At 35.6% G+C, this 22,277-nt stretch carries 23 protein-coding genes; 13 read left to right on the forward strand and 10 right to left on the reverse strand.

Features of this window, described 5'->3' with window-relative positions:
• Nucleotides 1-17: 17 nt before the first annotated feature.
• From ACX5JI_RS06845 to ACX5JI_RS06875, 7 genes are all read left to right on the forward strand, one after another.
• The gene (locus tag ACX5JI_RS06845) at nt 18-281 is read left to right on the forward strand and encodes a metal-sensitive transcriptional regulator (protein WP_459500364.1); all 264 of its coding nucleotides are present in this window, start codon (nt 18-20) and stop codon (nt 279-281) included.
• Between the two features lie 137 nt (nt 282-418).
• On the forward strand, nt 419-1,549 hold the full coding sequence (locus ACX5JI_RS06850) for an MBL fold metallo-hydrolase (protein WP_459500365.1): 1,131 nt from the start codon (nt 419-421) through the stop codon (nt 1,547-1,549).
• Between the two features lie 27 nt (nt 1,550-1,576).
• Nucleotides 1,577-1,804 (forward strand): sulfurtransferase TusA family protein, encoded by a 228-nt coding sequence (locus ACX5JI_RS06855; protein WP_459500366.1) that lies wholly within the window; start codon nt 1,577-1,579, stop codon nt 1,802-1,804.
• 47 nt (nt 1,805-1,851) lie between these two features.
• Nucleotides 1,852-2,220 carry a rhodanese-like domain-containing protein gene (locus tag ACX5JI_RS06860; protein WP_459500367.1) on the forward strand — a complete coding sequence of 123 codons (369 nt, stop codon included), beginning with the start codon at nt 1,852-1,854 and terminating at the stop codon, nt 2,218-2,220.
• Between the two features lie 13 nt (nt 2,221-2,233).
• The gene (locus tag ACX5JI_RS06865) at nt 2,234-2,530 is read left to right on the forward strand and encodes a rhodanese-like domain-containing protein (RefSeq protein ID WP_459500368.1); all 297 of its coding nucleotides are present in this window, start codon (nt 2,234-2,236) and stop codon (nt 2,528-2,530) included.
• Nucleotides 2,531-2,619: 89 nt separating this feature from the next.
• Entirely contained in the window at nt 2,620-3,099 is a 480-nt protein-coding gene (locus ACX5JI_RS06870) for a DsrE/DsrF/DrsH-like family protein (RefSeq protein ID WP_459500369.1), read from the forward strand.
• A 45-nt stretch (nt 3,100-3,144) separates the two neighbouring features.
• Nucleotides 3,145-3,924, forward strand: coding sequence for a sulfite exporter TauE/SafE family protein (locus ACX5JI_RS06875; protein ID WP_459500370.1), 780 nt, complete (start codon nt 3,145-3,147; stop codon nt 3,922-3,924).
• A 110-nt stretch (nt 3,925-4,034) separates the two neighbouring features.
• Here ACX5JI_RS06875 and ACX5JI_RS06880 read toward each other — a convergent pair whose 3' ends face one another.
• Nucleotides 4,035-4,475 carry a hypothetical protein gene (locus tag ACX5JI_RS06880; protein ID WP_459500371.1) on the reverse strand — a complete coding sequence of 147 codons (441 nt, stop codon included), beginning with the start codon at nt 4,473-4,475 and terminating at the stop codon, nt 4,035-4,037.
• 401 nt (nt 4,476-4,876) lie between these two features.
• A complete protein-coding gene (locus ACX5JI_RS06885) occupies nt 4,877-6,223 on the reverse strand; it encodes an LCP family protein (RefSeq protein ID WP_459500372.1) in 1,347 nt (448 codons plus the stop codon).
• 342 nt (nt 6,224-6,565) lie between these two features.
• Here ACX5JI_RS06885 and ACX5JI_RS06890 point away from each other — a divergent pair, with 342 nt between their 5' ends.
• The gene (locus ACX5JI_RS06890; RefSeq protein WP_459500373.1) at nt 6,566-7,564 is read left to right on the forward strand and encodes a YhdH/YhfP family quinone oxidoreductase; all 999 of its coding nucleotides are present in this window, start codon (nt 6,566-6,568) and stop codon (nt 7,562-7,564) included.
• A gap of 298 nt (nt 7,565-7,862) precedes the next feature.
• Here ACX5JI_RS06890 and ACX5JI_RS06895 read toward each other — a convergent pair whose 3' ends face one another.
• Nucleotides 7,863-9,518 carry a Na/Pi cotransporter family protein gene (locus ACX5JI_RS06895; protein ID WP_459500374.1) on the reverse strand — a complete coding sequence of 552 codons (1,656 nt, stop codon included), beginning with the start codon at nt 9,516-9,518 and terminating at the stop codon, nt 7,863-7,865.
• Between the two features lie 343 nt (nt 9,519-9,861).
• On the opposite strand from ACX5JI_RS06895, the gene ACX5JI_RS06900 reads away from it, so the two are divergent.
• Nucleotides 9,862-10,293 carry a hypothetical protein gene (locus tag ACX5JI_RS06900; protein ID WP_459500375.1) on the forward strand — a complete coding sequence of 144 codons (432 nt, stop codon included), beginning with the start codon at nt 9,862-9,864 and terminating at the stop codon, nt 10,291-10,293.
• A 151-nt stretch (nt 10,294-10,444) separates the two neighbouring features.
• Here the strand turns inward: ACX5JI_RS06900 and ACX5JI_RS06905 are convergent, their stop codons facing one another.
• Nucleotides 10,445-11,647 (reverse strand): MFS transporter, encoded by a 1,203-nt coding sequence (locus tag ACX5JI_RS06905; RefSeq protein ID WP_459500376.1) that lies wholly within the window; start codon nt 11,645-11,647, stop codon nt 10,445-10,447.
• Nucleotides 11,648-12,103: 456 nt separating this feature from the next.
• Here ACX5JI_RS06905 and ACX5JI_RS06910 point away from each other — a divergent pair, with 456 nt between their 5' ends.
• Entirely contained in the window at nt 12,104-13,192 is a 1,089-nt protein-coding gene (locus ACX5JI_RS06910; protein ID WP_459500377.1) for a DUF871 domain-containing protein, read from the forward strand.
• Between the two features lie 117 nt (nt 13,193-13,309).
• Here the strand turns inward: ACX5JI_RS06910 and ACX5JI_RS06915 are convergent, their stop codons facing one another.
• The 5 genes from ACX5JI_RS06915 to ACX5JI_RS06935 form a co-directional block, all read right to left on the reverse strand.
• Nucleotides 13,310-14,020: a collagen-like protein gene (locus ACX5JI_RS06915; protein WP_459500378.1), complete on the reverse strand. Its 711-nt coding sequence runs from the start codon at nt 14,018-14,020 to the stop codon at nt 13,310-13,312.
• A 200-nt stretch (nt 14,021-14,220) separates the two neighbouring features.
• Nucleotides 14,221-14,592, reverse strand: coding sequence for a DUF1304 domain-containing protein (locus ACX5JI_RS06920; RefSeq protein WP_459500379.1), 372 nt, complete (start codon nt 14,590-14,592; stop codon nt 14,221-14,223).
• Nucleotides 14,593-14,857: 265 nt separating this feature from the next.
• Entirely contained in the window at nt 14,858-16,015 is a 1,158-nt protein-coding gene (locus ACX5JI_RS06925) for an ABC transporter permease (protein ID WP_459501044.1), read from the reverse strand.
• Nucleotides 16,016-16,041: 26 nt separating this feature from the next.
• Nucleotides 16,042-16,716, reverse strand: coding sequence for an ABC transporter ATP-binding protein (locus tag ACX5JI_RS06930; RefSeq protein WP_459500380.1), 675 nt, complete (start codon nt 16,714-16,716; stop codon nt 16,042-16,044).
• The gene (locus tag ACX5JI_RS06935; RefSeq protein ID WP_459500381.1) at nt 16,713-17,816 is read right to left on the reverse strand and encodes an efflux RND transporter periplasmic adaptor subunit; all 1,104 of its coding nucleotides are present in this window, start codon (nt 17,814-17,816) and stop codon (nt 16,713-16,715) included. The genes ACX5JI_RS06930 and ACX5JI_RS06935 overlap by 4 nt, the downstream gene beginning before the upstream one ends.
• A 236-nt stretch (nt 17,817-18,052) precedes the next feature.
• Here ACX5JI_RS06935 and ACX5JI_RS06940 point away from each other — a divergent pair, with 236 nt between their 5' ends.
• The 3 genes from ACX5JI_RS06940 to ACX5JI_RS06950 all read left to right on the forward strand — a co-directional run bounded on the left by ACX5JI_RS06940 (nt 18,053) and on the right by ACX5JI_RS06950 (nt 20,763).
• Nucleotides 18,053-18,787, forward strand: coding sequence for a YwaF family protein (locus tag ACX5JI_RS06940; protein ID WP_459500382.1), 735 nt, complete (start codon nt 18,053-18,055; stop codon nt 18,785-18,787).
• 107 nt (nt 18,788-18,894) lie between these two features.
• Complete coding sequence (locus ACX5JI_RS06945) at nt 18,895-19,755, forward strand: ABC transporter permease subunit (protein ID WP_459500383.1); 861 nt, start codon at nt 18,895-18,897, stop codon at nt 19,753-19,755.
• A gap of 3 nt (nt 19,756-19,758) precedes the next feature.
• Nucleotides 19,759-20,763, forward strand: coding sequence for an ABC transporter permease (locus ACX5JI_RS06950; RefSeq protein ID WP_459500384.1), 1,005 nt, complete (start codon nt 19,759-19,761; stop codon nt 20,761-20,763).
• Between the two features lie 42 nt (nt 20,764-20,805).
• On the opposite strand, the gene brnQ2 is transcribed toward ACX5JI_RS06950, so the two are convergent.
• Entirely contained in the window at nt 20,806-22,125 is a 1,320-nt protein-coding gene (brnQ2, locus tag ACX5JI_RS06955; RefSeq protein ID WP_459500385.1) for a branched-chain amino acid transport system II carrier protein BrnQ2, read from the reverse strand.
• Nucleotides 22,126-22,277 lie beyond the last annotated feature (152 nt).

Below are 22,277 nucleotides of genomic sequence, written 5' to 3' on the forward strand. Positions count from 1 at the left end.
ATGGAGGTGATCGGGCATTGGAATACAATCAAGATATTAAAAATAGACTGAAGCGAATTGAAGGCCAAATTCGTGGTGTTCTTCGAATGATTGAAGAAGAGAAGGATTGTAAAGAGGTAATTACACAATTAACGGCATCACGTTCTGCAATGGATCGTACAATTGGATTAATTGTAGGTACAAATTTGGAAAAATGTTTGCGGGAACAATTTGAAAAAGGCGATGCATCAAATGAAGATTTGATTAAAGAGGCTGTACAATTACTAGTGAAAAGTAGATGATCTGTCAAACGAATGTGTTGACAGATTTTAAAAACACCACCACATACCCATATGGGTATGTGGGGACTTTAGGGAACAATTAGCGTAGAATACAGTAAAATTTTTTTAAATAAAAATATACCATAGGGGGTAAGGTAGTGAGTGCCATAGGGTTACAAGTAAAAGATGTTGCTGAAAAAGTTTTATTTGAAGAATTATTTATTTTAGATGTCCGTAATGAAACGGATTATATGGATTGGAAGATTGAAGGGAGGCAAATTCATTCTATTAATAAACCATACTTCGATTTATTAGAAGGCGTAGATAGTATTTTTGATGAATTGCCAAAGGAAAAAAATATTCTTGTTGTATGTGCGAAAGAGGGGTCTTCCAAGTTTGTTGCTGAAGAGCTTATAGAGGCTGGTTTGAAAAATGTTTATTATTTAGCTGGTGGCATGAAAGCTTGGAGTGAATATGTGAAGCCAATTAAAGTTGGCGATTTAAAGAACAGCGGAAGCATGTATCAATTTAACCGCATTGGAAAAGGGTGTTTGTCCTATATGGTTATTTCAAACGGTGAAGCTGCTGTTATTGATCCGGCACGAACAATAGAAGTATATGAGCAATTTGCAAAAGAGCAAGGTGCTATGATTACAAACGTTATGGATACACATTTACATGCGGATCATATTTCTGGTGGTCGTAAGCTAGCAGAAAAGGCGAAAGGCACGTATTGGTTACCGCCAAAAGATGCTGAAGAAGTTGTGTTTTCTTATGAGCCACTTGTAGAAGGAACGGTAATTACAGTGGGGGAAACAAAAATTGAAATGAAAGCAATTTACTCACCAGGTCATACAATTGGGAGTACCTCATTTATTGTAGACGATGTTTACCTTCTATCAGGTGACATTTTATTTGTAGATTCCATCGGCCGTCCAGACCTCGCAGGTAAGGCGGAAGACTGGGTAAGTGATTTGCGTAACACTTTATATAAACGTTACAAGGATTTATCTCAAGAGTTGATTGTTTTACCAGCGCATTATTCGAAAGTTAGTGAAATGGATGAACAAGGTGTAGTGCGGGCACAACTGAAACATTTATTCGAACAGAATGCGGGGTTAAATATTGAAGATGAGTTGGAGTTTCGAAAAATAGTTACAGAAAATTTACCGCCTCAGCCGAATGCATATCAAGATATTCGTCAGACGAATATGGGGAAAATGAATCCAAGTGTAGAAGAAGAGCGCGAAATGGAAACTGGTCCAAACCGCTGTGCGGTGCACGATTAATAATAAAAAATATTGGAGGTATAGAATATGAATGCAAAACAAGTATTAGATGTGAAAGGATTAGCATGCCCAATGCCAATCGTAAGAACAAAAAAAGCGATGGACACTTTACAATCTGGAGAAGTGTTAGAAGTTCATTTAACAGATAAAGGTGCGATAAAGGATATCCCAGCATGGTCAAAAACAGGTGGACACGAAGTATTAGAGCAAATAGAAGAAAATGGTGTTCTGAAGTTCTGGATTAAAAAGGCGTAAAAAAATAAGAGGCCAATTGCATAGAAAAGGATTGGAGGGGCTGGTGGATGAATACAAATACAGTATTCAATATCATTTTAACTATACTTATTGTTTCGTTAATCATTTCTCGTTTTTTACCGGTTAAGGGTATTAAAAATATAAGTGGGAAAGAGCTAAAAGATTTACTTCATAAAAAGAATAAACAATTGGTTGATGTTCGCACGCAAGGTGAATTTAGAGGGAATCATATTCAAGGGTTCCGAAATATCCCTTTAAATGAGTTAGTGCAAAAAGCGGTTCATTTAGATAAAAACAAAGAAGTAATTGTTATTTGTCAAAGTGGGATGAGAAGTAAGCAGGCAACAAAAATGTTAAAGAAGTTAGGATTTCAACATATCACAAATGTTTCAGGTGGCATGAATGCTTGGAATTAAGGAGGAACTAAAAATGAAAGAAATAACAGCTAAAGGATTAGAAAATAAATTAATGAACGATGAAGAATTAAACATTATTGATGTTCGTGAAGTAGAAGAAGTGGCGGAAGGGAAAATTCCAGGAGCTCTTCATATTCCACTTGGTTTATTGGAATTTCGTATGCATGAATTAGATAAAAGCAAAGAATATATTATGGTGTGCCGCTCTGGTGGGAGAAGTTCACGAGCTGCACAGTTTTTAGATGGCTATGGTTTTCAGGTTATAAACATGACTGGCGGCATGTTAGATTGGGAAGGGAAAACGGAATAATACTGTACGATGAAGAGTTCTTTTATAAATAAAGGGTTTCGTATATTTTATAAAATACCCATATAGGTATAACGAGGTGGGAAGTTAACATGGAGAACAAGAAAAAAACAACAATCGTTTTGTTTAGTGGAGATTACGATAAGGTGATGGCAGCTTATATTATTGCGAATGGTGCAGCGGCCTATGATCAAGAAGTGACGATTTTTCATACGTTTTGGGGGTTAAATGCGCTTCGGAAAGATGAACATGTGACAGTAAAGAAAAACTTCTTGGAGAAAATATTTGGCAAGATGATGCCTCGTGGTGCAAATAAGATGGGATTGTCTAAAATGAACTTTGCGGGTATGGGTTCTAAAATGATTAAGCATGTTATGAAAAAGCATAACACTATGCCGCTTCCAGCTTTAATTGATATGGCAAAAGAGCAAGATGTTAAGCTTGTAGCATGCCAAATGACAGTTGATTTATTAGGGCTAAAAGAGGAAGAAATTATGCAAGATGTTGAGTTTGCTGGGGTAGCAGCTTATTTAGCAGATGCTTCTGAAGGAAATGTGAATTTATTTATTTAAAGGGAATCAAAGGAAGCTTTCTCTTCAGAAGGGAGAAAAATAAAGATGAGCTTCAGTTTTATGATTGTAATCTTTCTTATTGGCTTTGTTGGTTCATTTATTTCAGGGATGGTCGGTATTGGCGGTGCCATTATTAATTATCCGATGATTTTATATATTCCGGTGCTATTAGGAATGACTGGCTATACGACACATGAGGTAAGCGGCATTACAGCTATTCAAGTGTTTTTTGCGACATTTGCAGGGGGATGGGCTTATCGGAAAAGTGGGTATATAAACAAAACATTAGTACTATATATGGGAACGAGTATTTTAGTTGGGAGCTTTGTTGGGAGTGTAGGTTCCAAAATATTAGAGGAAGGGCAAATGAATATTGTGTATGCCCTTTTAGCTACAGTGGCAGCTGTTATGATGCTAATGCCGAAAAAGAATGATCGTGATGTGCAAGTAGAAGCGTTTACGTATAACAAAGGGATAGCGAGTATGTTAGCATTTATGGTCGGGATGTTCTCGGGAGTGGTTGGAGCAGGCGGTGCATTTCTACTTGTACCAATCATGCTCGTCATTCTTAAAGTTCCTACACGTATAACGATTGCAACTTCATTAGCAATTACTTTTATTTCATCTATTGGGATTACGATTGGAAAGGTAACTACAGGACAAGTGGTAGTACTACCATCTATAGCGATCGCAATAGCAAGTTTAATTGCTTCACCCCTTGGAGCAATTGTAGGAAAGAGATTAAATCAAAGAATATTACAGTGGATATTAGCGATATTGATTGTTTCAACATCTATTAAAATTTGGATGGATATCGCGTTGTAATATGACTTTTTGAAATGTATAACCAAATTTTACAGGGTAGATATCTTATGAAGAAGGCTAGTATAGAAAGAAAACATGAACGCCACTGGTTCTCCAGTGGCGTTCAATGATTAAGCCCAAATAACTTTCATCAATTTTTCATATTCATCATTTGCAGCTTTATATAGTAGTCTCGTATGTTCAAATACAAGGGCAGGGTTAAAGTATGGTTCTGTAAATACAAGGGAAGTCGAAATATCGATAGAATCGCTGTTACTCAGTGTAAATTTTGCGAATCGATACGCAGTATTTAGTTCATTAATTACATGCAACACTTCGTTCTTCTTAGCCGAATCATGAACTTGAGCGACATTGAAGCAATGTATATCGACAGTCGGATGCTCATTATGAAAGGCAGCGATAAGTCGAACTTTTGCACCACTCTCAGTCTCTAAATTCACTGAAAAAAATACAGAGCCATCATTTTCATCTATGTTTTCTTCCATATATATTTCATTGGATGTTATATAATCTTTAAAATCTGAAACATTATGTTTTACTGCGGCTTTCATCTATTTTGCCCCCTATGAATTGGAATATATATCTATCTTTTATTATAGTTTAAAGATATAGGAATTAATAGTTAAAAAGTCGGAATTTTTCATATTTTACAGGTGCATATAAAAATATAAAGCACCCTAGCTCTATAGAAGGAGAGCTGGGGTGCTTCTGTTTTATGTCGCTTTTTGTTGGTTAATCGATATCCTTTGTCGAATCGCTGATATATTCAAATTTGCGCTGATATATTGTGAGAAACGGTCGATATATTTGAAAAATCGCTGATAAAATTTCATTCACTATTTTATATGAACAAACTTCGTTAGATTACCATGCTTCTTTTTATAATTTTGTAGTGTTTCCTTTTCTGTACGGCATGGAAAACCCAGCTCTACCTCCATAGAGCTGGGTTTTGTTATTCATTTTCATTTGATGTTGTTGCTGTATCTTCTTCGTTATCTTTGTTATTAGACTTATTCTGAATATCGGAATCTTTTTTTGATTTCTCAGAGCTTGTTTTTTCTTTATCTTCGTCGTCTTCATTAGTCGACTTATTCTGATTATCCGAGTCTTTTCTTGATTTCTCAGAGCTTGTTGCTGTATCTTCTTCGTTATCTTTGTTATTAGATTTGTTCTGAATATCGGAATCTTTTTTTGATTTCTCAGAGCTTGTTTTTTTCTGATCTTCTTTATCATCAGAATCCACTTCTTTATACGCAGATAAGTCGAGATGCGCGCGAAGTTGGTTTGTTAAAGCGGCTAAATCTTTTTCATCTGGTTGATAGTAATATGTGCGGTTATTGCCACCAGAACGACTGCATGTATCATCACCTTTTGCCATGTAACAGTCTGAACCATTAATTTGTAACTTTTCAATTGAAGAATCTGAACCGTATTTATAAAATGATAACATATCGTCAAACGTTAAGTTTGTAACGAATTGTCCATTAATGTCATCAATAATATCTCCTACTTTTGTGACAGAACCAACGCTTGTTAATTTTTTCAGAATCGCTTCAATAACAAGTTGTTGACGTTGACCACGCATTGCATCACTGTCGATATGACGTGTTCTAGCAAGCGCAAGAGCTTCTTCACCATTTAATTTTTGGACACCTTTTTTTAAGTGAATGGCACCTGCATTATCGTTGCTATCTTGTTCAGTAAATTCAACAGGAACGTCTACTTCAATGCCACCTAAATCATTAACAATTTTCATAAATGATTTAAAGTTGAATTTTACAAAATAATCAACAGGAACGTGAAGTAATTTTTCTACCGCATCAATACTAGCTTGCGGTCCACCATTTTTTCCATTTTTAGCAGAACCAAATGCATGTGCATGTGTAATCTTATCCATTTTCTTTTCTATTGGGATATAAGTATATGTATCTCGCGGAATACTTAAAAGTTTCACAGTTTTACTATCTTTATTAAAAGTTGCAAGTAACAGTGCATCTGTTCTTATAGCAGCACCATACTCTTTGCCACGGATATCGCTTTCATCAACGCCCATAATTAATACAGATACATTATTAGAAATAGGTTTAACAGCTCTATCACGTAAATCTGATTTATCGCCGCGTGCTAAATCGTGAGCGGCATTTCGTACTGCAGAGGATGCTTTATTTACTAAAAACCAAGTATAACTGCCTCCTATTATGAAAAATAATAAAAGGACACTTATAATAATTTTTGTTTTCTTCTTTCCTTTTTTCTTATTATTTCGTATATTTTCTTGTAAAGATGGGTTTTGATCCATTTCATATACTCCTTCATTTGGATTGAAATACGACACTCATATCACCTAATTATAAAGAAATTTAGTTCAAAAGAATATTACAAAACATTTACATTTCGCAAAAACTCAATTTATTTCATGAAAAGTCAGATTTTTCCGCCTTTGTAAATCGGAATTTAGAAGAGTGAGCAATAGAACAAGTATAGTTTGTTGGATTAAAAATAGAAATACATATTATGAAAAAATCATAAAGAAGTAAGATTTGTTGAAATATGTTCAAGAGGGTGATTATATCATGTTCGATAGGTCTTATATAATATAGAGTAGAAAGACTGTTTGTTAGGAGTAAAGGAGATAGACATAATGAACCATACATCATTTCGAGCAATTGTTGTAAATGAAAAGGGAGAAAATCAATTTGAAAGAACCTTGATTAAGAGGGAAATAAAGGATTTACCTGAAGGAGAAGTGTTAATTCGTGTTCATTATTCTTCATTAAATTATAAAGATGCACTTTCAGCTACTGGAAATAAGGGAGTTACAAGGAAGTATCCACATACTCCAGGAATTGATGCGGCAGGAGAAGTGATGAGTAGTCAAGATTCTTCCTTTAAGAAAGGGGATCAAGTAATTGTAACAGGTTATGATTTAGGGATGAATACATCTGGTGGATTTGGTCAATGCATTCGTGTTCCTATATCGTGGGTTGTACCGTTACCAGAAGGGTTGTCATTGACAGAAAGTATGATGTATGGAACAGCGGGGTTTACGGCGGCTTTATCTGTGCACAAGTTAATTACAACAGGGATTACACCTGACATGGAGAAAATTCTTGTTACAGGAGCAACAGGCGGAGTTGGAAGTGTTGCAGTTAGTATTTTAGCAAGATTAGGATATGATGTCGTAGCTGCGACTGGAAAAACGGAAGAGAAAGAAATGCTATTTCATTTAGGTGCGAAAGAGATTATTCATCGTGATGAAATGAATGATCAATCGGGAAAACCGATGTTAAAAGGAATATATGCGGGTGTGATTGACACAGTTGGTGGAAATACATTAGCAACAGCTTTAAAAGTTGTTCAATACGGAGGAAGTGTAACGACGTGTGGTAACGTTGCAGGCCATGAATTTAAAACTTCTGTATATCCATTTATCCTGCGCGGTATTAACTTGCTTGGAATAGACTCTGTCCAATGTCCAATGCCATTAAGAAAGAAGATTTGGTCAATGTTAGGGAATGAGTGGAAGAATTTAGATTTAGTATCTTATACGTCAGAATGCACATTAGAAGAATTAAATGATACGTTTGAACTTATTTTGCAAGGGAAGTTAAAAGGAAGAACGATTGTGAAGATGTTGTAATACCGTATGCATTTAAGAATAGGGACTGAGAAAGGGAAATGCTACAAAATTATAAACAGAAGCATGGTGATCTGACGAGTGTTGTTCGTATAAAGTGGTGAATGAAATTTTATCGACGATTTTTCAAATATATCGATCGTTTCTCATCATATATCGGCGCAAATTAAAATATATCAGCGATTCGACACAGGATATCGACTAACCAGCAAAAAACGACAAAAAAACAGGAGGCCCCCTAACTCCTGTTTCCCAGCACTATATGTAGAAAAAAGACGATCCTATCCAGATCGTCTTTTTTCTACAGTGTTTGTTTTAATGAAAATTTTCCTTGCTCTCCTAAAACGCCATCTGCAATATTTACGGCGTGATCACCGATACGCTCTAAGTTACTTACCATATCGATAAAGATGATGCTTGCGTCACCTGAGCAACTACGTTCATTTAGACGTAGTACATGGCGTTTACGCAATACACGTTCCATTTGATCAATTTTACGCTCTTTCGTAATAACTGTTTGGGCAAGTTCAGTGTCAAAGTTTGTTAAAGCACCAATTGCATCTTGCAATGTTGACGTTGTTAGTTCCAGCATTTCATTTAGTTCTGCCAGCGCTTCATCTGATAGTGTGATGCGATTAGAAATTTGAGAATCCACAAGTTCTACGACGTTTTCTACATGGTCTCCAACGCGTTCAATATCTCCAACAACAGATGCTAAAATAGAATGTTTTTCTGAATCTATTGGTGAGAGTGGTTTTTCAGAGAGTAATACTAAATACTCCGTAATTTTTCTATCTAAGTTGTTAATAGCACCTTCTAATTGAGCTGCTGTATTGGCATGTTTTTTATCTTGTGTGTTTAAAAACTGGTTTGCTTCTTTTAAACCATGTAATGAAAATTCTGCCATACGAATTACTTCTTTCTGAGCTTCTGTTAAAGCGATGGCAGGTGATTGTTCAATAAAAATTGGATTCAAGTGCTGCGGTTTAAAGTCAATAGAAGAATCTTCACCGCGAATAATCTTTGTTACAATCCATGCTAGAACTGCAATGAACGGGAACTGAATAATTGCATTCGTTACATTGAATGTTCCGTGCGCAAAAGCGATTGTCATTTCTGGATTTAAGTTTAATGATGTTTGGAAATATTGTATTAAATTTGTAAATGGTACTAAGAAAATTGTAAAGATAATGGTACCAACAATATTAAAGATAACGTGAACGAGTGCTGCACGTCTTGCGGCAATAGAAGTACCGATTGCTGCTAATACAGCTGTAATTGTTGTTCCGATATTATCACCAAACAGTACTGGTAGGGCAGCTTGTAAATCGATTGCACCTTGACCGAATAATTCTTGTAAGATCCCAATTGTTGCACTTGAGCTTTGTACAATTAACGTAAATACTGTCCCGACGATAATTCCTAGTATTGGACTGTTACTCATGCTGACAGTTAATTCTTGGAATGATTGTAACGAACGCAGCGGCTCCATGCCTGTGCTCATTAATTCTAAACCGAAGAATAACATACCAAATCCGAAAATAACTTGTCCGAGAGATTGTACTTTTTTATTTTTAAAGAAGAATAGTAAGATTGCTCCAACTGCCATAATTGGAAGAGCATATTCCCCGATTTTAATTCCGATAATAAAAGCTGTAACGGTCGTACCAATGTTAGCGCCCATAATAACACCAATAGCTTGTCTTAGTGTCATAAATCCAGCACTTACAAGTCCAACTGTTAAAGCGGTTGTTCCTGAGCTAGATTGAATGAGCACAGTAACTAACATACCTGCTAGTACGCCCATAAGTGGGTTAGTTGTAAATCGGTCGAGAATGTCACGGAGGCGATCCCCTGCTGCTTGTTGCAGTCCGTCTCCCATGTATTTAATCCCGAATAAGAAAATACCTAATCCACCAATAAACTGGAAGATCATGTCTTGAACATTAAATTCCACGCATTTCACTCCTTAAATTTCATGTACGGTGTAATTATTAACGAAAATTTGAGGTGATGTAAATGATATCAATGCAAACTTTACATTAAGTTTACAAAGCTTTAAAAAATTTACGTAACCTTAAAAAAAGACCGTTTACATTATGGGGAATTATGGATGAAATGTAATGTTATTCTGTACAATTTGCCTGTAATAGTCATAGTATTTGTATGTATGAGAATATGCATTGAACAAAAAAAGTGGGAGTTTAACGGTAGATATGTAAAGAACCAGAAATTTCATTTTAGAAAAGCGATTTAACTGTAAGTACATAAATATATATGTATAACTGGAGGGGAAAATTGTGTTAGATAAAATAAATGGTTATTTATTAGCGATGGAACAGGTTAATCATATGACGAATCATGGATATACTTTTCAGTTTCATGAAATAGTAAAACAAGGTACGATTCTTGCTACTATTCAAACATATTTTGAGAGAGAGTATCACAGTCATGAAATATGTAATAATTATGAAGAACGGTTACAAGAAGTATTAGATCGATGGTTTTTTGAAAGAGAGTTTTATTTAAAATATGATAATCAAATGTTACATGAGGTAGAGAAAGACAATAGGGTTCAAACATTTCTTGAGTTATTAGTCTCATTTTTTAATGGTAGACACGTAATTACGTATGAGGTCCAAAGTGATTACGATTGGTACGTTAGTGCAGAGCATTTTATATTTGAATTGGAGAATAAAGTGTATGTATTGGAATTGGGAGTAAATGATTGAACAACTATTTTGGAATATGTACATTTGAAATCAGTGTATAGATAAAGTGAAGGCTAATAATCAATGGTAGACGAAGCCCCCACTGATTATTAGCCTTTACCAATCGGGATCTTACTGCCCGTTAATAAAGATAACATGAAAAGCTGCTGAATTATCCAACAGCTTTTTCATGTTTTTTATCGAGTTGTTTTTGCTTTCGTACATTTGTAATGTAAATAAAAAGAAACGCGATCAGTAACACAGAGGAGTAGCGATATACGGTTGCGTAGTCTGTAAAATGTGCCATAAAGCCAAAAATAATGGCTCCAGCTCCAATACCAAGGTCAAATGCGGAGAAAAATGTTGCCGTAGCAACACCGCGACGATGGGGGGCTACACGATCGATCATCCAAGCTTGTAATGCGGGTTGAATGGCACCAAATCCGCTACCGTAGCAACTAGCGGCAATAATTAAACTTGGTATTGTTGTTGTATACGATAGGAGGATAATCCCTGCAAATGTTAAGATAACACCTGGAATAATAACAAATGTGTGGCCTTTTTTATCGTATATCTTTCCTGAGAAAGGACGCGTTACAGCGATAGCAAGGGCATTAAATAAGAAGAAAAGGCTAATATCAGTAATACCAACTTGCGTAGCAAATAATGTGATAAAGCTACCAATCCCTCCGTACATTAATGTAATACACAATATTAATAATGAAGGAAGTAAAGCTTTCTTTTCGACAAATCCATCTAAAAATGTTTCGTGTGTTTGCACGATTGGTTTCTCAGTTGCTTGAATCTTCAGGAGTTTTGTTAATAGTAAGGATATGATTGTACAAGATAGAGCGCATACAAAAAGAATGGTAAAGTTGTAAGTTTGCATGAGCCATAGTCCGATAAGAGGACCAAGTGCCATAGCCATAGTTCCAGAGAGACCGAAATATCCCATCCCTTCACCACGGCGCGCGGCTGGGATTAAGTAAGAGACTACAGTCCCATATGTAGTTGTTGTAATACCAAAACCAGTCCCGTGTAAAATGCGAACGGCAAGTAGAAGGAAGATTGTAGAGGCAAACAAGTAGCTACCCATAGCAAGTAGACAAATGGCTGTTCCTGTCATTAAAATGAGTTTTTTGCTATATTTTTGTAGGGCATTCCCAGTTAACGGTCGAATGAGTAACGCTGCTACAGTAAACATTCCCACAACAAATCCAATATTTGAACTTGTACCGCCAATTTCTTTCACATAAACAGGAAGTGTTGGAATTAACATTTGAAATCCTAAAAACATACACAAGTTTGCAAAAATGAGTGCAATAAATTCTTTCGTCCATAATGCTTCATGTTTGATAAGTGCTGCTTCTTCCATATATTCATCCCCTAAATATTTTTCTCTTTTCTTTTGAGTATATGTAGTGGCCAATCGAACAGTCAAGAAAGGTGAATTGAAAGCGGATAACAATTTTTTGGATAAAAAATTTACAAATTTGTGTAAATACTACACAAATGTTCTTAAAAAAGGTAAAGTATAGATGTATAGTCTGCTAGTTGTTATGAATGATAAGATAATTTCTATTTATATAAATCCAAATAAAAACAACTCTTTTTAGGTGGGCGAGAGCATCCGCCATGTATAGAAACGGCTAGCCCTATGTGTGAAAACATAAGTGGAGAATCGTTTGCTCATATGTCGAAAAATTAAAATGGATTTATATAAAAGAAAGCGAATTCAAACGAATAGTAAGGTAGTAGGGGGTTTTTACTATTTTTTTATATTTGTTTGAAAGGGTTTACAAAATGATGATGAAGAAAGAGGCGCATACGCATGAGACGATTGGGTATTTCTATTTATCCAGAACATTCTACAGTAGAGAAAGATAAGGAATATTTAACATTAGCACATCAATATGGTTTTACACGTGTATTCACATGTTTATTATCAGTTGATGGCGAGAAAGAACAGATTGTGAAAGAGTTTAAAGAAACGATTTCGCATGCGAATGAGTTAGGATTTCAAGTGCTGGTTGATATTAGTCCAGCTGTTTTTGAGCAGCTTGGTATTTCGTATAATGATCTATCATTCTTCCATGAGTTAGGTGCATATGGCATTCGTCTAGATGTTGGTTTCTCAGGATTAGAAGAATCCATTATGACTTATAACCCATATGGATTGAAAATTGAGATTAATATGAGTAATGGTACGAAATATGTTGATAATATTATGAGCCATCGTCCGAACCGTGAAAACTTAATTGGCTGTCATAATTTTTACCCACATCGTTATTCTGGGCTTTCTTATGAACATTTTATAAAATGTTCAAAGCAATTTAAAGATTATGGGATGAGAACGGCTGCTTTTATTACATCATTTGATGCGACATACGGTCCATGGCCGGTAACAGAAGGTTTATGTACACTTGAACAACATCGTGAATTGCCAATGACAACGCAAGCAAAGCATTTATTTGCAACAGAATTAATTGATGATGTCATTATTGCGAATGCATACGCATCAGAAGAAGAATTGAAGGTACTTGGAGAAATAAATAAAGAAAAGCAAACATTTGACATAGAGATTTGTGAAACAACGACAGAGTTAGAAAGAAAAATTATATTAGAGGAACCACATTTTTACCGCGGGGATGTGTCTGAATATATGATTCGTTCTACACAAAGTCGTGTGAAATATAAAAAAGAAGACTTTAAGCCACATAACACAAGAGCAATTAAACGTGGTGATATACTGATTGATAATGAACAATATGGTCAGTATAAAGGTGAATTACAGATTGCATTAAAAGATATGGTTAACACAGGGAAAACAAACGTAGTTGGCCGTGTTGCGGAAAAGGAAATTTTCTTATTAGATTATTTACAAGCTTGGGATAAATTTGGATTTACATTAAAGAAGTAATTATTTTATAGATGTGGTGAGAAGGGAAAACTACTGCTTTTAGTAGTTTTCCTTTTTAATTGTTTTTATAATTCTTCTCCGTTCTTTTACAATAAAAACTGTAAGTACCTCGGTCCATTAAAAATTCTGTATACATGAAGTACAAGGGCCACCAGTAGTTTGGAATACAACATTATCAACAAAAGCTGTTGCACCTTCTCCGGTTGTAGCAGTATTTTGGAAAGCAATACACGCTGTAGTCACGCCAAGAGGTATACATACAACAAGGGTATAATGTTGGAAAAGAGATTGCGGTTGGTTCCTAACTGGTACGATATGTGGAATATCTAATGGACCAAGAGTTGTAGGGCTAGGAGGACATCCATGGTTAAGTTGTGGAAAAGATACAGAAGCTATAAGATTCGTAATAGCCCTTACATCCGCAGCAAAAGAAAATGTATAACAACAACCTGCCTCAACATCAACTGACTGGTTTATACCCTCGTTTGGTCCAATCGCCACAGCTAAACGACGAAGTTCTCCATTTGGAAGATAACGCCCACTATGAGCGTTCGGAGGACCAACTTGTGTAACGGCTCCTATTGGATTCCAACCTGGAACGGGCTCTCCAACTACTGCTGGTTCATCAAAACCAGGATTGTCAAGAAGATTAGTACATGGGCAACACGACTGTGCAACAGGCCCAGTTGGACCTATTGGCCCAGTTGACCCGGTTGAGCCAGTTGGCCCGATTGAACCAGTTACACCAGTTGGTCCGATTGGTCCAATTCCAGGTGAAGGGATGAAACATTGAAACGGAATATCAGGTTGATTTTTAAATTTACTCATTTTTGGTCCCCCCTTATTAATCGAACGCTTATACCTTATAACCTATGAATAAACACACCAAAGTATAAGAGGAAAACCAACAAAAATTACAATAGGTATGAAAAGGGAGCCCTTATTTCACCAGTTTAAACATATTTAATTAAGGAACATCACCTAGGGGATGATTTAAAATCATGTGGTTTTATAGTAAGGATCGGGTTCTATATTACAAACAAAAGAACAAGCAGTGCTAAAATAGCCGGAAGTCCTTGTTTCACAATAATTGACTTGTTGGATGTAAAACCGCCAAAAATAGCTGCCACCACTACACAAATTACGAAAAACAATTGAATCATATAGCCGATTGGATTGAATCCGAGTATAAGTCCCCAAATAAGGCCGGCAGCTAAAAATCCATTATATAAACCTTGATTTGCAAACATAACGGCTACGTTCGGATCTCCTTCTAAATGATTCGGTAGTTTGAAAGCTCGTTTTGCTATCTTTGAATTAATAAAAAACATCTCCAGAATCATAATAAATATATGTTCTAATGCTACGATTCCAACTAAAACCGCCGCTAATATTTCCATATAGCATTCGCTCCTTTTTTGTTTTGGGAAAACGTTTGATATATCAATTGTTGATATATCAATAATATATAGACAACTTGCTTTTTTGGCAAGGGATTTGTTTGTGATTATGGCGCAGTTCCGTTATATGATGTGAGACAACGTGAGGAGGTAAAAGTAGGAAGGGAAAACGAAAAGGCATGAGTCCCGGTACAATACCGAGCTCATGCCTGAAGAATTGCTTAATGAAATCACTTTTTGCATCATTTCATTTGGAGCGCCTTATTTATTCATAGCGTAAACATTCAATCGGATCAAGTTTCGCCGCTTTGTTAGCTGGTAGTAATCCGAAGAGAATACCAATTAACATAGATAATGCGACTGAAATTAAACCTAGTTTTACGGAAACCACGAGCGGCCATCCTGCAAATATGGCAACGATCCAAGCGAAGAAGATACCGAGCATAAATCCAATGAATCCGCCTAATGCTGTTAAAATACAAGATTCGATAAGGAATTGCATTAATACTTTCCCGCGCGTTGCACCAAGTGCTTTACGGATACCAATTTCTCGTGTACGTTCTGTTACAGATACAAGCATGATATTCATAACACCAATGCCACCAACAAGTAGTGAAATGGCTGCGATACCGCCGAATACACTTTTTAATATACCTGTGAAACTATCAACTTCTTTTAACATTTCTTGTGGGTCTGGTACTTTGAATTTTCCTGTGTGTTCTGGTTTTTTCGCATCATTTAATGAGTTAACAACAGCAGTTTGTACCGATTCCTTATCTTGACCTGAAGCAATTTTTACTGTTATCCCATCATAGTTGTTTTTTCCAAAGAGAACAGGCCAGTTCTCAGCAGAGATGATACCTTCTTTCATCTCCATACCACTCATCATTGCTTTGATAGAATAGACACCGACTACTTTGTAAGGTGTACCTTTTATATCAATATATAAGTTTGGTTCCCATGAGGAGAATAATTTATTAAATGCATCTTTATTTAAGACAATCGTATGTTCAGGCTTATCTAAATCATTCGCTGTTAAAAATCTGCCGTGCTCAAGCTGGAATCTAGAAGTATCTTCAAAATAGTCACCTTTCGCGCCGATTATATCAAGATCTAACTCTTTTTTTCCGGCATATACTTTTTCTTTTCCTCTAACGTCTGGATATACATCTTGAACGCCAGAAATTTTTAAGACATTGTCATACATGCTGGCGGAGATTTTTCCGTCCATATCAGAATAATCTTCCGTTGTGTAGTTTACGGAAAATTGATCTTTCTTTTCTTTCCCAATCTGTTCACGGAACTTGGCGTTTGTTCCGTCTCCAATCGAGATGATTGTAATAATGGCGCTAACTCCAATGATAATCCCAAGCATCGTTAAAATGGAACGCATTTTATGAGCAAAGATAGAGGAAAGGGCCATGCGTATATTTTCACTTGTATTCAAAATTAACCTCTCCAATCTTGGACGATATTTCCGTCACGAATTACAATTTGGCGTGCAGCCGCTTCCCCAATTTCACGATCGTGGGTAATCATAATGATTGTTGAGCCTTGTTTGTTTAATTCGTAAAAAAGGTCCATAATTTGTTTACTTGTTTTTGTATCAAGTGCCCCAGTCGGTTCATCTGCTAAAATGAACTTTGGATTATTTACAATGGCACGCGCAACGGCAACACGCTGCTTTTGTCCACCAGATAGTTCATTTGGCAAGTGCGTTGCCCGGTCTGCTAGGCCTACTTTTGTTAGTGCAGTTAACGCACGCTCACGTCGCTCTTTTTTATCTACGCCTGCGTAAATAAGAGGTAATTCTACATTTTGCAGTGCATTGAGACGAGGGAGCAGCATAAAGTTTTGGAATACAAATCCAATTTCTTTATTACGAATATGAGCGAGTTCCGTTTCAGACATACCCGAAATGTTTTGTCCTGCTAACGAATACGTTCCGCTTGTCGGTTTATCTAAGCAACCGATAATATTCATTAATGTTGATTTACCAGATCCAGATGGTCCCATGATAGAAGTGAATTCGCCTTGATTCAGTGTTACATTAATGCCGTGCAAAACTTGAACTGTTTCTTCACCGTTTTGAAAGGATTTCGTGATGCCTTTTAAATCGATCATTGGGCGTTAACCTCCATACCATCTTTTAAGTCTTTTTCTGGTTTAGAGATAATTTGGTCACCTTTTTTTACTCCTGAAACTTTTGCTTCGCTATCTGTTTCAAATTCAACATTGACTGTTTGTTCTTTTGCTTTGCCATCTTGAATAATGAAGACAACATTTTTATCGTCTTTTTTCACAATGCTACTTTTCGGAACGACTGTACCAGTTGCTTCACCAGATGTACTTGTTACATATACGTGGAATCCAGTTTGCAGTTCTTCATTATTATCTAATGTAACAATAAATTGGTAATTCGATACTGTCTTGTTGTCATCCATGCTCTTTACTGGAGTTGTACCGATTTCTGAAACTTTCCCAGTCCATTTTTTTCCTGGTACAGTTTTTGAAGTAACAGTTACTTCTTGCCCAACCTTTACATGAGCTAGTTCATATTCTGATAATTGGCCTTTTACTTTTAGAGGACCAGCAGTGCGAAGGGTAATCCCGCTCATACCTGTTTTTTCATCTGTATTTTTTGCAATCTCTTCAATTACGCCATCTGCTGGGCTTGTTACAGAAAGTGTATTTAATTTTTCTTTACTTGTTTGTATCATTTGATCCGCTTTTTCAACTTCGAATTTTTTCATTTCAAGCTGAGATTCGAGCTGAGCAATTTCAGTTTCTGTTGTTTTTAACAACTCCCCAGGTGAACCGGCATTTTTATCTTTTGGTAATTTTTGTTTTGCTGCATTTAGTTGTTTATTTAATAATTCAACTTCTTTATTAGCAAGTTTCTTCTGCATTTCTGCTTCTGTCACACCTAACTTCATAGTAGGGTCATTGTATTTAAATAGTAGTTGCCCTTTTTTTACTTCATCGCCTTTTTTTACAGCGAGTTCATACGTACCTTTTGATGGGTCAAATGCGATTGTTTCCGTTCCATTTGGAATGACTTCGCCACCAAATTTTTGAGCGTTTTCAATTTGTTTTTCGATAACTTTATAACTGCTGTAAGCTTGAGCGACGTCTGAACCACCACCAGCGAAAGCAAAATATGAACCTGCTGCAATTCCAATTGTTACTAAACTAGTAATGATCACTTTATTTTTCTTTTTCATGTATTAATCACCTTTTCGTTCGTTTTTGTCTCTCATTTTAGTATAGAAATAAAAGGAAGATGATGACATCGTTTTAGCTTACAATAACATTACACTTTTGTAAGATTTCTAGAGACTGGAGAGAATGAGATTGAGGACTGTATAGACAATGGCCTGTTCATTTTGGAAAGAAGCAAATTGTTTGACCGTTTTTTCTTTCTTACAATAATATTGTATAGAGGAAAGGAGAGAGGAATATGGAGGCGTATTTTGGAGCATTGCCGTCAGAAACATTCGTTCCGTACTCGAAGCAACATGTCATTATACTTCTTATTATCGGTATAGGAGCTTATTTTCTTTATCATTGTCAAGATATACTTAGGGAACAGCAGTGGAATATGATGGTTCGGTATATAATGGCTTTTTTATTTATAGGCAGTGAAATTGGCCTTGATGTGTGGCAAATGAAGGCTGGGATTTTTCAGCTAAGTACATCGTTACCATTTGAGTTATGTACCATCAGCTTATTGTTGGCTACCATTATGCTTGTAACAAAAAGTTATAAAATATATGAAATCGTCTTTTTTACAGGGATTATTGGCGCATCACAAGCAATCTTAACGCCAAACTTACAATATGCTTTTCCGCATTTTCGCTTCATCGAATATTTCATCGCGCATGTTTTACTTATTTTGGCACCACTCTTTATGACTTGGGTAGAAGGATATAGACCAACGCTTCGATCCATTAAGCGTACTATGATTTTCTTAAATATATTGATTCCAATGGTTTCATTTGTGAATTATAAAACAGGTGGAAACTATATGTTTCTAGCTCATAAACTAGACACACCTTCCTTACTGGATCTATTAGGTCCACACCCATACTATATTATTTCACTAGAAATTGCTGCGTTTATTGGATGTTTAATTTTGTACATGCCATTTGCTAGAAGTGAAAAAGATATGCAAAAAGAATCACTAGAATTGTAAGCTAGTGATTCTTTTTTTGTTGAAAATATTTACAATTCTGAAAATTATTTATAAAATGAAACGGAGTATTAAGTAGGATGGAATTTTATATAGAGAGAAGGGGGAAAATGGTAAGAAAGGTAGTTTCGAATGGGATAGATATTACTATACAATTGTTACTTTCCGTTATAGGAATTATTTGTTTAGGAGCACTACCAAAACTATTTGAAGGATTACATATGAACGTTTCGCAGTATGTACAAGCTGTAAAGATGTTGGCTTTGAAACTGATAGATGTTTCAAATTTAACATATGGTATGAATAGACCTTTATTTCCACAAATCTTTATCCACTATAAAGAAACGATACTTATTTTTTTAGCTTCATTTTTTATTTCACTATGTATAGCTTTTTGTATTATTTATTTGATTATGAGAAGTCGTCCACATATACAACGTCGTATTAAATCATTTCTTCTTTTTCTTGAATCTATCCCAGATATTCTTTTTATTATTGGATCACAAATTTTGGTTGTATGGTTTTTCAAACAGACAGGGTTTTTACCGGTTAAAATAGCGGCATTAAAAGGCGAATCAATTCGAGGTTTACCGATCATTTGTTTAAGTATCCCGACTACTATTATGTTTGTAAAGTTATTACTTCTTCGTTTTGAAACGGAACTAGAAAAAGATTATGTGTTATTTGCGAAGGCAAAAGGGTTAGAGCATTTCTATATTTTAAATCGTCATGTTTTACGAAATGTACTACTTAGTACACTATTTTTTGCAAAAACGAACATTTGGTTTATGTTATCGAATTTATATATTATCGAATGGCTTTTTAATACACATGGAATTTTTATATTCATGAAAGACTACCAAACGATTGAGATATTTACGGTGAGTGTTTTACTGATTTATATTCCAATCATTATTTTATTTAAGTTGTTTCATTATTTCGTTCCAGATGCGATGAAAGAGAGGGCGTAAAGGATGTGGAAATATATAAAGCGTGATAAGCGATTTTGGATCAGTAGTTTATTCCTCATCGTGTTGGTTCTTGTAAGCATTGGAAATACGATATGGAATGATGGACAGATTCGGCAAGTCTCTTTGCAGTATGATGCACAAGGAAAACCAGAAGTGCCACCATTTTCACCCTCATCGCAGTTTTTACTAGGAACAGATCGAAAAGGTTATGATCTTCTGAATTTAGTTATTGAAGGAGCAAAATGGACGATTGGCATATCTGTTTTTATTGCTGTCATGCGTATGATGATAGGTGTATTTTTGGGCGTAATAGTAGGAACGTATGTAAAAAGGGGCTTTTCAAAAATTGAAGCTCTTTTTGATAGTTTTACAGTAATTCCAACAGTCATGATTGCGTATTTTTTACTTCGGTTTGCGAATAATTTTGCGAATGGACAAGAAACATCTAGTTTTTTTGAGAGAGCATCATTTCAAGTCATATTGTTTATTGTACTCGCACTTCCTACCATTTCTCTTTATGTTGCGAATGAAGTGCGGAAGTTACAAAAGGAAGAGTTTGTAGATGCTGCTCGTATACTAGGAGGAAGTAAACGGCATATTGTCGTGAAACATGTGTTTCCGCACTTATATATGACGTTTGTACTTGTATTGATGCAGCAGTTTATTCAAACGCTTATTTTATTTCTTCATTTAGGATTGCTTGAAGTATTTTTTGGAGGAACAGTGCGATTTGGTGGAAGTATTAGCGACATAGATTCTTATACACATGAATGGTCAGGCTTAATAGGTATATATTTTCGTTCTCTAACAGTGCATCCGTGGATTCCGCTTGTACCAATTACGTTCTTTGGGCTTACTATCTTTTCTGGGAATATGATTGTAAGAAGTATAGAGGATGCGATAGCGAAAGTAAGAGTAGGAGAAAGAAAGCAGAAAGAGGATGTAGAAGGGGGGAAGCTGAGTTCACTTCCTAAAGAAGAGTTGTTTACATTTAAACATACGATGTAAACAAAGAAGCAAGCATCTCTTGATGAATGCTTGCTTCTTTGTTTATTTTGTAGAAACTTCACTTTCCGTTTCTGATTGCGGAATAAAGTATCCGACAATACCCCCAATAATTGCGGGGACAATCCAGCCAATTCCTAATTTATAAAAAGGAATTGTACTTGCAATTGATGTAATAGCATATGGCATCATTCCCATATTATCAAGCGCGTGAATGCAGCTGATGATAAATGCAGCAATCATAGCCCCGATGTATACAGATGGTTTCCGTTTCGTATATTTATCAAGAAAGGATACGAAAATTAAAATGATTGTAATAGGATATAGAATGATGAGTACAGGTAATGTAATTTTGATTAGTAAGCTTAGCCCTAAGTTTGAAATGATAAAGCTAAAAATACAAACATATAAGACAAGTTTTTTATAAGAAATATTTGTTAATACATTTGTGAAATAGTTGGCAAATGCACTTACGACTCCAATTGCTGTCGTTAAGCAAGCAAATATAATGGCAATACTTAATAGAATATTACCGCTTGTCCCAAATAATTGGTACATAATAGTTGCTAATAATTGACCACCATTTTCAAATTGTCCTAAACTTCCGTTTGATGCCCCGATATAGCCAAGTAAGAAATATACGATTGTTAAAAAGAAAGCGGCAATACTACCGCAAATAATTGTGTATTTTGCGATGGATTTCTTTTCTTGGACACCGTTTTGACGAATTGCATTTACGACAATCGTTGACAAAACGAGAGCACCGATCGCATCTAATGTTAGAAAGCCTTCTAAAAACCCTTTGAAAAATGGAATTTCTTTATAGTCACCAGTAGGTGGAACAAATGAACCCGCGGGTGAAAGGATTGCCTTTGTTGCCATAATTGCAATAATTCCAAGTAAGATGGGAGTTAATATTTTTCCAATATGATCGACTAATTTGGATGGGTTTAATGATAAGAAGTAAACAACCGTAAAGAAAATAAAGCTAAACAGTAACATGGAATACCATTGGTCCTGAAAAAGCGGTGCAATTCCAATTTCATAAGAAACAGATCCAGTTCGTGGAATAACAAATAGTGGGCCGATTGAAAGATAAATAATAATTGCTAGTACTGCTGCGAATTTTGGATGAACACGGCTCGCTAAGTTTTTAAAGCTACCACCTGCAAGAGCAACAGCGACGATTGCTAATAGAGATAACCCTACATCTGTAATGACAAATCCTGAAATAGAAATCCACATGTTTTCTCCAGAAGAAAGCCCAAGCAGGGGCGGGAAAATCATATTACCAGCGCCGAAAAAAACTGCAAATAGCAATAAGCTAATGGAGAGAATTTGCGCTGGCTTTAAAGTTGTACGCATGTATAGAAAGTCCTCCTAAATATTTTTTGTCGAAAATTCAAATAATTCGTCGAATAACTGTTTTAATTTTAATCGTCTGATGACCAGAAAGCAACAGGGAATTTTAAATAATTTTAAAAATTATTTGTTAAGTTTACTAACTATACGTTTAT

The organism is Bacillus sp. C1 (assembly GCF_054570475.1).